This window comes from Bacillus zhangzhouensis (assembly GCF_000715205.1).
GTDB lineage: Bacteria > Bacillota > Bacilli > Bacillales > Bacillaceae > Bacillus > Bacillus zhangzhouensis.
The window spans coordinates 92,545-106,693 of the sequence record NZ_JOTP01000011.1 but is presented as its reverse complement, the minus strand read 5'-3'; the positions used below and the strand labels follow the sequence as shown (position 1 = coordinate 106,693).

Annotated in this window: 13 protein-coding genes; 4 read left to right on the top strand and 9 right to left on the bottom strand. The window is 42.7% G+C overall.

From position 1 onward, the window contains the following. Window positions 1–36 precede the first annotated feature (36 nt). Both BA70_RS11115 and BA70_RS11110 read right to left on the bottom strand, forming a co-directional pair. On the bottom strand, window positions 37–1,344 hold the full coding sequence (locus tag BA70_RS11115; RefSeq protein ID WP_034322016.1) for a purine/pyrimidine permease: 1,308 nt from the start codon (window positions 1,342–1,344) through the stop codon (window positions 37–39). Between the two features lie 33 nt (window positions 1,345–1,377). Further along, window positions 1,378–1,710 carry a YwdI family protein gene (locus BA70_RS11110; protein WP_034322014.1) on the bottom strand — a complete coding sequence of 111 codons (333 nt, stop codon included), beginning with the start codon at window positions 1,708–1,710 and terminating at the stop codon, window positions 1,378–1,380. Between the two features lie 169 nt (window positions 1,711–1,879). Between BA70_RS11110 and BA70_RS11105 the strand changes: the two genes are divergently transcribed. Then, window positions 1,880–3,238 (top strand): aldehyde dehydrogenase, encoded by a 1,359-nt coding sequence (locus BA70_RS11105; RefSeq protein WP_034322011.1) that lies wholly within the window; start codon window positions 1,880–1,882, stop codon window positions 3,236–3,238. A 32-nt stretch (window positions 3,239–3,270) separates the two neighbouring features. Here BA70_RS11105 and BA70_RS11100 read toward each other — a convergent pair whose 3' ends face one another. Together BA70_RS11100 and BA70_RS11095 are read right to left on the bottom strand one after the other, a co-directional pair. Then, complete coding sequence (locus tag BA70_RS11100; RefSeq protein ID WP_034322008.1) at window positions 3,271–3,951, bottom strand: uracil-DNA glycosylase; 681 nt, start codon at window positions 3,949–3,951, stop codon at window positions 3,271–3,273. Then, window positions 3,948–4,775 carry a glycosyltransferase family 2 protein gene (locus tag BA70_RS11095; protein WP_034322006.1) on the bottom strand — a complete coding sequence of 276 codons (828 nt, stop codon included), beginning with the start codon at window positions 4,773–4,775 and terminating at the stop codon, window positions 3,948–3,950. Before BA70_RS11095 ends, BA70_RS11100 begins: the two co-directional genes overlap by 4 nt. Before the next feature lie 128 nt (window positions 4,776–4,903). On the opposite strand from BA70_RS11095, the gene BA70_RS11090 reads away from it, so the two are divergent. Next, a complete protein-coding gene (locus BA70_RS11090) occupies window positions 4,904–5,209 on the top strand; it encodes a general stress protein (RefSeq protein WP_034322004.1) in 306 nt (101 codons plus the stop codon). Window positions 5,210–5,335: 126 nt separating this feature from the next. Further along, window positions 5,336–6,145: a bifunctional hydroxymethylpyrimidine kinase/phosphomethylpyrimidine kinase gene (locus tag BA70_RS11085; protein WP_034322001.1), complete on the top strand. Its 810-nt coding sequence runs from the start codon at window positions 5,336–5,338 to the stop codon at window positions 6,143–6,145. 162 nt (window positions 6,146–6,307) lie between these two features. Here the strand turns inward: BA70_RS11085 and BA70_RS11080 are convergent, their stop codons facing one another. The 5 genes from BA70_RS11080 to BA70_RS11060 all read right to left on the bottom strand — a co-directional run bounded on the left by BA70_RS11080 (window position 6,308) and on the right by BA70_RS11060 (window position 11,032). Continuing rightward, on the bottom strand, window positions 6,308–6,562 hold the full coding sequence (locus BA70_RS11080; RefSeq protein WP_008359596.1) for a hypothetical protein: 255 nt from the start codon (window positions 6,560–6,562) through the stop codon (window positions 6,308–6,310). A gap of 188 nt (window positions 6,563–6,750) precedes the next feature. After that, window positions 6,751–8,208 carry a sucrose-6-phosphate hydrolase gene (locus BA70_RS11075; RefSeq protein WP_034321999.1) on the bottom strand — a complete coding sequence of 486 codons (1,458 nt, stop codon included), beginning with the start codon at window positions 8,206–8,208 and terminating at the stop codon, window positions 6,751–6,753. Window positions 8,209–8,227: 19 nt separating this feature from the next. Then, window positions 8,228–9,616, bottom strand: a complete 1,389-nt coding sequence (locus BA70_RS11070; protein WP_034321996.1) for a sucrose-specific PTS transporter subunit IIBC — start codon at window positions 9,614–9,616, stop codon at window positions 8,228–8,230. 254 nt (window positions 9,617–9,870) lie between these two features. Then, window positions 9,871–10,704, bottom strand: coding sequence for a PRD domain-containing protein (locus BA70_RS11065; protein WP_034321994.1), 834 nt, complete (start codon window positions 10,702–10,704; stop codon window positions 9,871–9,873). Between the two features lie 52 nt (window positions 10,705–10,756). Further along, window positions 10,757–11,032: a hypothetical protein gene (locus BA70_RS11060; RefSeq protein WP_034321992.1), complete on the bottom strand. Its 276-nt coding sequence runs from the start codon at window positions 11,030–11,032 to the stop codon at window positions 10,757–10,759. Between the two features lie 500 nt (window positions 11,033–11,532). Between BA70_RS11060 and BA70_RS11055 the strand changes: the two genes are divergently transcribed. Further along, window positions 11,533–13,959: a S8 family peptidase gene (locus tag BA70_RS11055; protein WP_034321989.1), complete on the top strand. Its 2,427-nt coding sequence runs from the start codon at window positions 11,533–11,535 to the stop codon at window positions 13,957–13,959. Window positions 13,960–14,149: the final 190 nt, after the last annotated feature.

Below are 14,149 nucleotides of genomic sequence, written 5' to 3'. Positions count from 1 at the left end.
CATAGCGTGCCTCACATCAGACATTCAACTTTCCTTTTATGCTGACACGAGATTGTCGGATTTCTTCTTCTTTCTTAACAAGACTTGGTCAACAACGATCGCAATGAGTGTACCGAGAACAAGACCATTGCTTAATAAAGAAATCAAGACAGGGTGCATGCCTTTCAAGGCTGCCTGCGGAACAAACATCGCCCCTACACCTGCTAAAACCGCAATCCCCAGTACAAATCGAATGCGTGGAACCTCTTCCTTTTCATATTGATCAAATTCAGACATGGCGATCCCAATCATAGATGAGAAAACCACAAAGTTCACAGCGAGCCCTACTGGTGATGGCAATGCTGAGAAAAAGCTCATCAATAATGGGAATAAACTAATCAACACAATGAGCAGGCTTCCGAGGAAAAATGGCTTTCTCGATGGAATTTTTGTTGTCTGTATAAAGCCTGCTGCCCCCGAAATAGGTACAGGCGCAATCGCACCGATCATCCCGCTTAGTAGATGACCAAAAGCCGCCACAAAACCAGCAGGTCGAGCTCTTTTACGCTCACGCAGTTCACCAAATGCCTTCACTGAACTTTCCACAATTCGAATACTTGCCAGCATATTCACAATGAGTAAAATCGTAATAAAAAAGGACGTGACAAGCAATCCACTGTCAAAAACCGGCATGCCGAATGGAAACAGCTTCGGAAACTCGATGATATGCTCAGGAATTCGAACCGGCTTCGCCAATCCGAGTAAAGCGAATAACAGCCACCCGCCTGCAAGTGCGAATAACACAGAAAACTGTCTTAAGTAATGCCATTTTGAACGGCTGATCATGAAGGTGAGGACAATAATCAAGATCGATAAACAAAAGACAAGCCCGTCCACCTGATTTCCCCGATAGCCGATGCCCATCAGCCCTTTCATGATCGGCTGACTTAACTGCACAACAAGTAAGAGCAGGTAAATACCTGTGACGACTGGCGTAAATAAAGATGCGAGCCAATTAATGATTTTAAATAAACTAAAAATAAAAAAGAAAACAGCACTAAAAATTAAAGCCCCTTGTAATGCTTGCAGGGTTTCAGGATACGTCGCAAAGATCGTCCCTGTCATGCCTGCATAAAGGGTATACACACCCCACCACAGCCCTGCTGGACTTTCATTGATTGGCAGCATATGGCCGCATAAACACTGCACCATCGCCACAAGTCCAAGTGAAAAGAATGTACTCTGAATCAGCTCTGCCGATTGCACTTGATTCAATTCAAACGCTTGTGCAATCGCAATCGGTACTGCAATAGAAGCTGCGATAAAAAATGCCATCCACTGAATGGCGCCCAAAAATAGTTTCAAACCGATCACCTTCCCTTTGTCGTGACAAGACCACTAAAAATCAAAAATAGAGTCGCCGTTCCCATCCTTCCCTTTTTGCCCTTCTTCTTTATGCTGAAATGTTTTTGCACCACTAGTGCCCATCAGCTTCTCAAGCATGGCTTGATCCGTAGACACAGACGGTGCAGATGGTGTAGATATCGATGGAGGTGGTGAAATGACCGAAGACTGCGGCATTTGCACCTGTGACGGCGCGTCAAGAATGACATCACATAGTGAAGAAATCGCCGCCACTTGACGCTTCACCTCTTCATCATTTCCACTGTGTTTCGCTTTTTGAATCGCTTCCTCCATTTTTTGAAGCAGACTTGATATATGAATATTCAAGGGTAGACCCTCCAATCATAAAAATTCGTTTTCAACATTATTTTACCAAATGAACAAACCAAATGGGTTCATTTTTTCAAAGCAGTGCGCTTATGTACCTCTTATTTGACCAGTATCGGTTATTCACACATAATAAAAGGGACAACATTGTCTATGAAAGGATTGAATAATGAACAATCTCACTGCTCTTTTTAACAAACAAAAAGTCTTTCACAAGCCGGCGGTTCAAGACCGTATCCGCATCCTTAAAGACTTGAAAGCAGAAATCAAACAGCATGAAAAGGATATTTTACAAGCCTTAGCACATGACTTACATAAATCGGAACAGGAAGCTTATACAACAGAGATTGGGATGGTGTATGAAGAAATCAATCATACCATCAAGCACCTTCACAAATGGGCAAAGCCATCCCGCGCGAAAACACCTTTGACTCATATTGGATCGAAAAGCATGATCATCAAGGAACCTTACGGAAGTGTGCTCATTATTGCCCCTTGGAACTATCCTTTCCAACTGGCCCTTTCTCCATTAGTCGGAGCCATTTCTGCGGGAAATGCCGTCACATTAAAACCGTCAGAACTGACGCCGCAAGTCTCACAAGTAATCGGCTCAATTGTGGAACGTGTGTTTAAAGAAGATCATGCGGCAGTCGTAGAAGGCGGTGTAGATGTCAGTACAGAGTTGCTGAAGCTGCCCTTTGATTATATCTTCTTTACTGGAAGTGTGGCTGTCGGCAAAGTCGTCATGGAAGCCGCCGCAAAGCATCTGACACCTGTCACACTTGAGCTTGGCGGAAAAAGCCCTTGCATTGTCATGCCTGATGCAGACATTAAGCTTGCTGCAAAGCGAATCACTTTTGGGAAATTCACCAATGCTGGTCAAACATGCATTGCACCAGACTATTTGCTTGTTCATGAATCTATTAAAGAGGACCTTTTGCGGGAAATGACGGCTTGTATCCGAGACTTTTATGGCGAACAACCCGAAACGCATCCGCACTTTGGGAAAAATGTGAGCCAGCGTCATTTTGATAGGCTCTCACAATTTCTTTCAAATGGTACGATCGTGACGGGCGGACAGCGCAACGAACAAGAGCTTAAAATCGCACCGACAATTTTAGATCACATCACATGGGAAGATCCAGTGATGCAGGAGGAAATTTTCGGACCAATTCTGCCTGTTATGACATTTGATTCTCTGCATGAAGCAGCTGACATGATCAAGGCAAGGCCGAAGCCGCTCGCCCTTTACTTATTTACAACAAATAAAGAAACAGAATCCTATATTCTAGACAACCTCTCATTTGGCGGAGGCTGTATCAACGACACACTGATGCATGTGGCCACGTCTTACTTGCCGTTTGGAGGCGTCGGTGAAAGCGGCATGGGACGATATCATGGTAAGGAAAGCTTTTCCACCTTTACGCATGAAAAAAGTGTCCTGCGCCAGACCAATCGCTTTGATTTTTCCTTCCGTTATCCAAATGCGAAAAACGGACTCGACATTGTTCGTAAATTTTTAAAATAAACAGGACGAAGGGGTTTCCCCTCGTCCTATTTTCATTCAATATCCTTGATACACCAGTTGATTTCCTCAAGTCCCAGTTGCTTTAAATATGCGTTTGCCTGAGAAAACGGACGGCTGCCAAAAAAGCCGTTTCTTGCAGAAAAAGGACTTGGGTGAGGTGATTCAATGATGTAATGCTTGTTTTGATCAATGCGTTCTTTCTTATTTTGGGCATGTCTTCCCCATAACACAAAGACGACGGGCTGATCCCGTTCATTCAGCACATCAATCACACGGTCTGTCACACGTTCCCAGCCCTTGCCTTTATGCGAATTCGCCTCACCCTTTCTCACAGTGAGCACGGTGTTTAAGAGCAGCACACCTTGTTCTGCCCAGCTGACAAGCGAGCCATGGTTTGGGACAGGACAGCCAAGATCATCCTTTAGCTCCTGAAAAATATTTTTTAAAGAAGGCGGCTGTCTGACACCAGGCTGAACAGAAAAGCTTAACCCATGTGCCTGTCCTGGGCCATGATAAGGATCTTGTCCCAAAATCACCACTTTAACCTCTTCATACGACGTCAAATGAAGGGCACGATAAACGTCTTCTGGTTTCGGAAAAATGGTCTGCGTGCGATATTCTTCCTTCATCCACTCACGTAATTCCTGATAATACGGCTGTTCAAATTCACTCTTCATGACAGCCCACCAGCTATCATTTAAAAATGGCTTCATTGCGGTTCTCCTCCTTCTGTCTGCTGTGCCAATCTTGAGATCATCGGTTTTCCATCCCACACAATCTCACTCTCTGATTCTCGTTTTTTCATCGCTGGTTCTTCTAATAGGACAGCAAAATTAGCTGTCGGCAGATCGCCCAGTTCATGCTTTTCACTTAGATCATCTAAGTAGTTCTTCCTTGTTTCCCCAAGATCACTAGACTGATTACCACCGCCATCAAAAAACGCATAGATCACGCTGGCAGCTGGTACCCGTTTTACTCGCGCATGTTGTGATACACGCAAGAAAAAGTCCCAATCCCAGTAATGATGCATGGCCGGGTCAAAGTAGCCAACCTCTTCGTGTATGTGGCGTTTATACATACTGCCCGAAGGAACATATGTAGAAAAGACACGCATATCCTCAATATCCGCTGTATAAGCAAACAAACGTCTCGATAATGGAAAACGGGTAGCGCCTTTTTCTTCAAATGAAACTATTTCCGCGTCAGAAAAGACAAAATCGGCGTCGTCCAGCGCCTTGCTCATACGTTCGATATGACAAGGTGTAAAATAATCATCGTCGTCACTTAGCATGATGACATCGCCTGTCAGCTCACGCACCCCCACATTTCTTGCATTGACATGCTGGACATTCTCATCTAAATGAATCAAGCGGATCGGAAGCTCAGGATAGAGTTCCTGAATGATGTCCACTCGCTTACCTGCATCATTCACTACTACAATTTCAAAAGGCTGTACGGTTTGTCTCGAAATAGATTCAAGCAGCTCACACAGCGCACTTAGTCTGTTATGCGTCACAATTAATAAGGATATCTTCATAATAAACTTACTCCTTTAATAGATTCGTCTTTTTCCATTAAAACATAAATTGGCTTTCTTCTCATGATATAAAAGGCGGTTTGATCTTGTGGAAAAATGGGAATTTTTGATGAAAAGGAGTGATCACTATGGAATATATCACGGTAGAGAATAGCAAAGAAGCGAAACAGACCATTGAAAGTATACATTCATCAAAGGATGCCATCTTCGTTTTTGCGTACGATCCAGAACGCTCTGATACCGTAACTGAGTATACGGATGCCAAAAGCATGACAGCAGTCGATCAAGGGATTTTAGATCAAGTAGCCAATGTCATTCGCACGAGGGATGATGAGCTCATGGCCAAAATGATGTCGGTCGGCGCTGATCAGGAGTTAGCCTTAACACTTTTAGAGGAACTGAAAAAAGGGAAATTGGTGATTTGTAAAAGATAAGATTTGAAGCGTTTCTCTCGTTGAGGAACGCTTTTTTATGCCGTTTCATTGTGATAAATGGAAAAGCTGATTATAATAAGGGATAGAACAATAACTGTTACACATCACATTGGAGGTTCAGCAACTATGTCTATGAATAAAGCACTCACCATCGCAGGTTCGGATTCAAGCGGCGGTGCAGGTATCCAAGCAGATTTAAAAACGTTTCAAGAGAAAAACGTCTACGGGATGACAGCTTTAACAGTTGTCGTTGCAATGGACCCTCATAACTCATGGGATCATCAGGTGTTTCCAATCGATACGGCGACCATTCGTGCGCAGCTCTCTACAATTGTGGAAGGCATTGGTGTAGACGCTCTGAAAACAGGTATGCTCCCAACGGTCGACGTGATTGAACTCGCGGCTGAAACCATCAAAACATATGATTTGAAAAATGTCGTCATTGATCCTGTCATGGTTTGTAAGGGTGCAAACGAAGTCCTTTACCCAGAGCATGCTGAAGCTTTACGTGAAAAGCTCGCGCCACTGGCAACCGTTATCACACCTAACCTTTTCGAAGCAGGTCAATTAAGCGGCATCGGTGAGATCAAAACGATCGAACAAATGGAAGAAGCAGCAAAACGCATCCACGAACTTGGTGCAAAGTATGTCGTCATCACTGGAGGCGGTAAGCTAAGCCAAGATAAAGCGATTGATTTGCTTTATGATGGACAAACCTTTGAACGCCTTGAATCTGATAAAATCGACACACAATACACACACGGCGCAGGCTGCACATTCTCTGCGGCAGTCACAGCTGAACTAGCGAATGGATCAGACGTGAAGGAAGCCATTTATGCAGCAAAAGAATTCATCACTGCTGCCATCAAAGGCTCATTCAAGCTAAACAACTACATCGGACCAACAAAACATTCTGCTCATCGTTTTGACAAATAAAACAACAAAAACCGATTCAGCTCGTATAATAGTTGAATCGGTTTTTTGTTTATCGATATTTAAAAACAGATCTTTATCTTCAATTGTCATCATCTTCCATTTTCGTTCCATAAAAAAAGCGTACTCTCTCCTGAGTACACTCTTTTGTCCATACATGAATACCTACTTTTGCTGATCAGATTCTTTCGCCATTTTTCGAATAAAGGCTTCAATGGATTCAACAAATAAGGCATATTCTTTCATTTGTTTATACGTATCTGACAGCTTCTCTTTTAATTCTTCCTGCTCTAGAGAAGGTTCACCGAGAATAGATTGGACTTGAATCAGCAATTCTTTATATTCTTCACGTTTATCTTCAACATGATCTGCCATTGTCTCCAAGCGTTTTCTAGTCGTCGGTTGCTGTTTTGAATTCAAGTAAACAACCCCTTTTTGTCCCACCGCATTTGGATAAACGTCAGCCTCAGCTGTATATATTTTAAAATGATACCATAATTCAACCTGTTATCATATATGTAAAACGTCATCAAACCGCTTCAGGCCAACCTTGTATATACACGCTATAGGCTCTAAGATACAGGCTGATCTCACTAGAAAAAAGCAGATCAATGACCTGCTTCTTTTTGTAAATGCCATGTCTTCAATTTCAGCTTCGTTTCATTTCTGCCACTCATCGAGATTGATTTATTTCCCGGGGAAGGAAAGTAGCGTGAGGTAAATACTTCCCTGCCTCCGTTTACAAAAATCTCAATCGACGATGCATCGATAAAGATATGCAGGTCCTGTAATTCCTCTATTTCCACTTCACGAATTTCCTTTGATCGATCTTCAAATCGATCTCGTTCTAATGTCAGTTTCCCCTCGTCTTTATCATAAATGATACGGGCAGCCGCACGAATACAGCATTCAAACCCTTTCTGTGTTTCAATTTGATCAATGAATACCTCTGCACTAGTAATATCATCTACAGGAATGGAATGAACAGAGCGCTTAATATAAAATACATGCTCTTGTTCATTTGTCCGCATGGTCTGAAGCTCAGTTACTGGCTTTTGAATAAGATGTCCCTCATCATCTAAACGGAGCTCTCTCGGAATCGTTAAACAGTGTATCCATTGATAGGAAATCGTCGGGTGATGCTCTTCTCCTTGATCAGGCACACCCATCCATCCAATTAAAATACGTCTGCCTGATTCGTCTTGAAAGGTCTGCTGCGCATAGAAATCAAAGCCGCGATCCAGCTCCTCAAATGCTCCGTGTGTATATTGATAAGACGCATCATCCAATGTGCCAACAAAATAGCCTGATTGATGTGTATTGTGATATTTTAAGCCATCAGGCTTGAGCCCTTGCGGCGACACAATCAATACATCACGGCCGTCTAATTCAAACAGATCTGGGCATTCCCACATATAGCCGAAATCGTCTAAACCATTTTTTCCACTGCCCGCAATCATGCCCTGAAACGTCCAATTGTCTAATGTATCAGAGGTGAACAAGACAAGATGTCCTTTGAGGTCTTGGCTTTGTGCACCTAGAACCATGTACCACTGACCATTTCGCTTCCATACCTTCGGATCACGAAAATGTGCGGTGAATCCTTCTGGCAATGTCGCCACGACTCCCTTTTTCTGAAAATGAATTCCATCGTCTGAAACAGCTAAACATTGATATGTCTCACGGTTTCCTTGTTCATCCCGAACGTTTCCAGTGTACATCACACACATGTGTCCGCCGTCTATAAAGGCACTGCCTGAATAACAGCCGTTTTGATCAAACCAATCACTTGGGGCAAGAGCGGCTTCTTCATGCTGCCAATTTACTAGATCAGTAGATGTGTAGTGACCCCAGAACTTTGCACCATGTCCCGTTTTGAATGGCTGCCATTGATAAAAGACATGGTATATCCCCTTCCACTGAATCAATCCATTCGGATCATTTAAAAGACCAACTGGCGGTATCAGATGAAAATGCTGGCGGTACACATCTTTTTTCACCAAATGCTCATAGTTTCGAATACGATCTGCTACCTTTTGACGAAGTGCTGCATCAATTGTTGTCATGACTGTGACCACTCCTTGATTATTTTTCGACTTCTTTTACTTTAAAGATGATGGTGAGAATAAATGAAACAGCAACAGCGATTAACATACCAATAACATAATTTACCACATTCTGTAAACCAAATGGTGCTGCAATGGCAATCATCGGAATACCTGTCAAACCATAAGCGTTAGCTGCTACCTTCGTGAGGACAACGAATGCCCCGCCTAATGCGCCTCCGATCATTGCGGCTATAAACGGCTTACGATAGCGAAGGTTCACACCGAATATCACAGGCTCTGTAATGCCTAAAAAAGCAGAAAATGCTGCTGGAAGCGCGATTTCCTTTGTTTTCGCACGCTTCGCTAAGAAAAAGACAGCCAATCCCGCGCCGCCTTGTGCTACGTTGGACATTGCCCAGATCGGCAGCAAATAGTTCCTTCCAATATCATTCAACAATCCTGCCTCAATCGCATGGAAGCTATGATGAACCCCTGTGAGCACAATTAAAGAGTAAGTACCTCCGAAAATGAGTCCGGCTAAGAATCCTGCATGGTCATAAACAAATGTCAGTGCATTTGAAATTCCTGTACCGAGCATTCTTCCGAGCGGCCCAACCGCAATAAACGTCACAAATCCAGTCACAATCACCGTCACAAACGGGGTCACAAGTAAATCAATGCTGTTTGGAACGACTTTTCTCAAATTCTTTTCAACAAGACACATGATATACACAGTCAATAAGACTGGAATGACCGTTCCTTGGTAACCAAGAAGAGCAATATCAAAATTGAATAAATGCATATACTCTGGTTTCGCCTCTGTCAGTCCCCATGGGTTGAGCAGGTTAGGGTGAATCATAATTCCCCCAATGACTGCACCTAAGTACGGATTTCCACCAAACTCTTTCGCTGCACTGACACCGATTAAAATCGGTAAAATGATAAAGGCAGCACTTGAGAACATATCAAGCATTTGGAAGATCGCAGAGCTTGGATCAACCCATTTAAATGCTTTCATCATGCCTAGAAGACCCATTAATAAACCGCTCGCAACAATCGCCGGGATAATTGGTACAAAAATATTCGATAACGTCTTGGCAAAACGTGCAAGTGGATTCATTTTTTGTTTCACTGCTTCATCATGGCTGACAGGCTTTTGTTTCTCGTCGTCTGTCTCAAGACCGGTCTCACGAGCAAATGGCTCATATACTTTGTTGACAGACCCAGTCCCAAAAATGACCTGAAATTGTCCTGAGCTTGAGAAAGCCCCCTTCACGCCTTCAAGTTCTTCAATGGCCTCTTTGTCAATCAGATCCTCATCCTTCATCACCAACCTGAGTCGTGTGGCACAATGCGTTGCACTGATGACATTTTCTTTACCACCTAATAATTTTGTTAATTCTTTGGCTGTTTTTTGATAATCCATGCTGTCTCCTCCTTTTTTAAAACAAAAAAGACCTAAAATTCACCAACGATCAAAGGACATACACGTCCAATCGTTACGCAAATTTTAGGTCTTGCCTGCCTGACAGTCACAATCCCACGATATCGAATTTTGATTACGCTTTCATCATAGTATAAGAGTGCGACCTGCGTCAATCTATTTTTTCGAATCAATTGACCCATATACACTAATAAGAGTAGTGTGCATAAAAAAAAGCCTGCATGCAGGCACAACCATTAAACCAATTCGGCATCATGCAGACGCTGGACATGCAGCGTGATGTAGCCGATCTCCGATTTAGGGAGATGAAGTCCATATTCATTTTTCAACAAGTCAGCGAGTCCAAGTGCACACTGGTAAGCCGAATCATACTTTGTTTGGATAAAAATCAGCATCTCATCGTCCATAATTTGAAATGCTTCATTCGATTCCAACCTGCCTAGTGCATACCTCAAATGTGTCACTAGCCGCTGATAGGATATACTATCTTCATCAATCGAGTGATGAAAATAGCTTTCAATATGCTCGATCATTTCTTTGATCATCGTTGTGTATTTGACGGTCTTCTTCATGGACTCCGTATTCATTTTGGCCGTATGAATATGAAGCGCCACATATCCTGCCTCATCGTCCGGCAGTTCAACCCCAAGCCGCTCCTTTACATAACGAATGGCATACTTTCCAATGTCATATTCCTGCTTATATAAGACTTTGATCTCACCAAGCAATTTATTATATAGCACAATGCCTTTTTGAACGCGTTCAATGGCGAAGGATAAATGATCCGTCAGTGATATGTGGATATGATCACTGAGCGGCATCATGAGTTCACCCTCTGCATAACTGATAATATGCTCTGCCACCTCAATATGCGCTTCTGGCAATGTTGCAAGAATTTGTTTGAATTTCTCATTTTCTTCACGCACAACAAATATTTTCTCTATTTTTTGAACGGGAACGACGTCATTTTTCCCCTTCTGAAAAGCAATTCCGGGCCCCATCACAATTTTCTCCTGATCACCCTCCTTTACAACCACTGCATTGTTATTCAATATTTTATATATCTTCAAGGGGTATCCTCTCCCACCAAATAACGTTTCTTATGTGGGATTTTACCCTGTTTCACCTCTTCTGTAAAGGTAAGAGCGGACCAGCACGCGCCTCTCTCGTCGCCTTCTCATAAAGCATCATCAGACTTTGCTGAAACTGTTTCTCTGCCCTGCGCTTCTTCTTATTTTCCTCTGCCAGCTTCTCTAGCTCTCTCTCTTTCACTACTTGAAAGAATCCAGCATCCACTGCGGCCGCTTTAAAGCCTTGCTTCATCATCACACCAGGATTCACAAGCACATTCATCATGAAACCAAACCATACACTCAACCAGCTCTTCAATTTCTTCACTCAACATCCCTCGCTTTTCTTAGAATCTAGCAGCTCTAGCAAAACAACTGCTCCTATCATATCCCGAGAAAAAAGAGAGGTTTGTCACAATCTGGGTGAAAAAACAAACTAGTTTTCAGAGGTTTTGTTGAAAAGTGCAGAAGATCCTCACGTTCCATGATCTTTTAAGAAAAATATTATACACACACTATCCAAAAGATAAGCACACCTTATCAACAGGGTTTATCCACATATCAACACCCTCTCACTAGATTTTGTGTATGGATTTTTTTTGTTTTCCATATATGTATCCGGATATTTGAGTTATCAACAGACAATTGTGCATAAGTGCGACTTTATAAACAAAATAGTTCTTTATAACTATGTAAAATAAGACCATTTTAGTAAAGGAATTGTTTTCATCGTATTGAATACTTAATAACGGGCAGTGAATCTTTCCTATTTATCCACAAAAAGAAAGGCTATCTCCCTAAATACACAGCTAGAAAGGGGAAAATTAATTGAAAAAAGGAATCTCTCGTTCTTCTGTTCTATTGTTCTCCACTATTTTTATTCTATCCACATTCTTTTCAGGTCAACAGGCTGCTGCCGCTCCATCTAACAAAAAGATGGAATTGGAAAAAGCAGAAGTCTTCGGCGAAATCAATGTCAACTCAAGAAAACAAACCACTGTCATTGTTGAATTAAAGGAAAAATCCTTAGTTGAAGCCAAGCAAGAAGGCGAAGCACAAACGAAAGCCTCCCTCAAAAAATCTCGAACAAAAGTAAAGAAAGCAGCACTCAAAGAGGTAGATAAGGCGAGTGTTCGTCAAGAATATGAAAAAGTCTTTTCAGGTTTCTCTATGAAACTTCCTGCTAACGAAATCCCGAAGCTGCTCGCAGTTGACGGAGTAAAAGCCGTTTATCCGGATGTTACATATAAAACAGATGAAGTGAAAAAGGAAAGTGTCCAGCTTCCAAATGAGGATGTCTCCCCACTTATGGATAAAAGCGCTCCATTTATCGGTGCACCAAAAGCTTGGGATGCCGGCTATTCTGGCAAAGGGGTAAAAGTTGCTGTCATTGATACTGGAGTTGACTATACCCACCCTGATTTAAAAGGAAACTTCGGTTTATACAAAGGCTATGATTTTGTTGATAATGACTATTCTCCACAAGAAACACCTAAAGGAGATCCTAGAGGCGAATCCACAGATCATGGTACACACGTCGCAGGAACGATTGCGGCGAATGGGCAAATTAAAGGTGTCGCAAAAGATGCCACACTTCTTGCGTACCGTGTACTTGGACCAGGTGGATCTGGGACAACTGAGAACGTCCTTGCAGGCATCGACCGGGCTGTCACTGACGGAGCAGATGTCATGAACCTATCCCTCGGAAACAGTGTCAATAACCCTGATTACGCAACGAGCATCGCACTCGATTGGGCCATGTCTGAAGGCGTTGTCGCTGTTACATCAAATGGAAACAGCGGTCCGAACAGCTGGACAGTCGGTTCTCCTGGTACGTCAAGAGATGCCATTTCTGTCGGAGCAACTCAGCTTCCGTACAGCCTTTACAATGTGAAATTCCCGAACTATTCTACGGCAAAAATCATGGGCTATTATCAAGAAAGTGATTTAAAAGCACTTGACCAAAAACAAGTCACACTCGTCCCAGCAGGTATTGGTGACGAAAAAGCATTTGAAAACATCGATGTCAAAGGAAAGGTTGCGGTGATTGAACGCGGAGCCATTGCCTTTGTTGATAAAGTGGACAATGCAAAAGCCGCTGGTGCGATCGGCGTTGTCATGTATAACAATACCGATGGAGAAATTCCAGTAGATGTACCAGGTCTTGCTCTTCCTACAATTAAGCTTTCAAAAGCTGAAGGAACAGCGCTTGTCAAAGCCATTGAGGCTGGAAACAATACAACGACTTTCTCCATTCAATTTGTCAAAGAACTCAGTGAACAAGTAGCGGACTTCTCATCTCGCGGACCTGTTGTGGATACGTGGATGATTAAGCCTGATCTATCAGCGCCTGGCGTCAGCATTGTGAGTACAATCCCGACGCATGATCCTTCGCAGCCATACGGATATGGCTCTAAGCAAGGAACAAGCATGGCATCTCCACATGTCGCAGGGGTTGCAGCGATCATTAAGCAAGCAAAACCATCGTACTCAACTGAACAAATCAAAGCATTGATGATGAATACATCGGAAAAACTGTATGACGCAAATGGCAGCCCATTCCCTCACAACACACAGGGAACAGGCAGCGTTCGAATCATCGAATCACTTCAAGCGTCTTCTATCGTTTCTGATGCCAGCTATTCTTACGGCACTTTCTTAAAAGAAAAAGGCGTTCAAATCAAAACGAAAAAATTCAAGGTAGAAAACCTTTCAAAAGCACCGAAAACCTATACCATTGATTACAAATTCGATGGCAGCGGCATTAGTACAAACGGAACGAAAAAAATCACCGTCAAAGGGAATTCCACTGGATCCTTTACTTCCGCGGTACAAGTGAATTACGCAAAAACCAAAAAAGGAACGCACCAAGGCAGTATCACGATCCGCGAAAATGGCAAAAAGGTCACTGAAATCCCTACTTTACTGATTGTGAAAGAGCCTGATTATCCGCGCGTCACTTCGGTTTCCGTAGAGCCTGATAACCGTGCTGGAAGCTATGTCATTAGCAGCTATCTGCCAGGCGGTGCTGAGAACCTCGCATTCCTCGTCTACTCGACAGATGGAGAGTATTTAGGTGAAGCGGGTGTTTATCAACATGTTGATAAAGGGGAACAACGCTTGAAATGGAATGGCACGATCAATCAAGGTCAAAAGCTAGAAGCTGGAGAGTATACAATGGTTGCGTATGCGAGTCTGAAAGGTAAATCAGATACCGTTCAAACGAAAGAACCTTTCGACATTTATCCTGAATAAACGAAAATCACATAAAAAGCCTTGTATGAGCGGATCAGCTCATCAAGGCTTTTTTATTTCTATCATGAATGAAGGAAGAGCGACTGATGTTGAGATGGCTATGGATCGTTTCTTTTTTTTACTGCTATTTATCTTTCGATCACCTTGGTTTATTTTTTTACCTTTTACATGCGAGCTTACTGGCTTGCTA

Bases quoted from the DNA above. Each gene is read 5' to 3' on its own strand.
- BA70_RS11105 (WP_034322011.1), top strand. From the start codon at position 1,880: ATGAACAATCTCACTGCTCTTTTTAACAAACAAAAAGTCTTTCACAAG.
- BA70_RS11100 (WP_034322008.1), bottom strand. From the start codon at position 3,951: ATGAAGCCATTTTTAAATGATAGCTGGTGGGCTGTCATGAAGAGTGAA.
- BA70_RS11095 (WP_034322006.1), bottom strand. From the start codon at position 4,775: ATGAAGATATCCTTATTAATTGTGACGCATAACAGACTAAGTGCGCTG.
- BA70_RS11090 (WP_034322004.1), top strand. From the start codon at position 4,904: ATGGAATATATCACGGTAGAGAATAGCAAAGAAGCGAAACAGACCATT.
- BA70_RS11085 (WP_034322001.1), top strand. From the start codon at position 5,336: ATGTCTATGAATAAAGCACTCACCATCGCAGGTTCGGATTCAAGCGGC.
- BA70_RS11075 (WP_034321999.1), bottom strand. From the start codon at position 8,208: ATGACAACAATTGATGCAGCACTTCGTCAAAAGGTAGCAGATCGTATT.
- BA70_RS11070 (WP_034321996.1), bottom strand. From the start codon at position 9,616: ATGGATTATCAAAAAACAGCCAAAGAATTAACAAAATTATTAGGTGGT.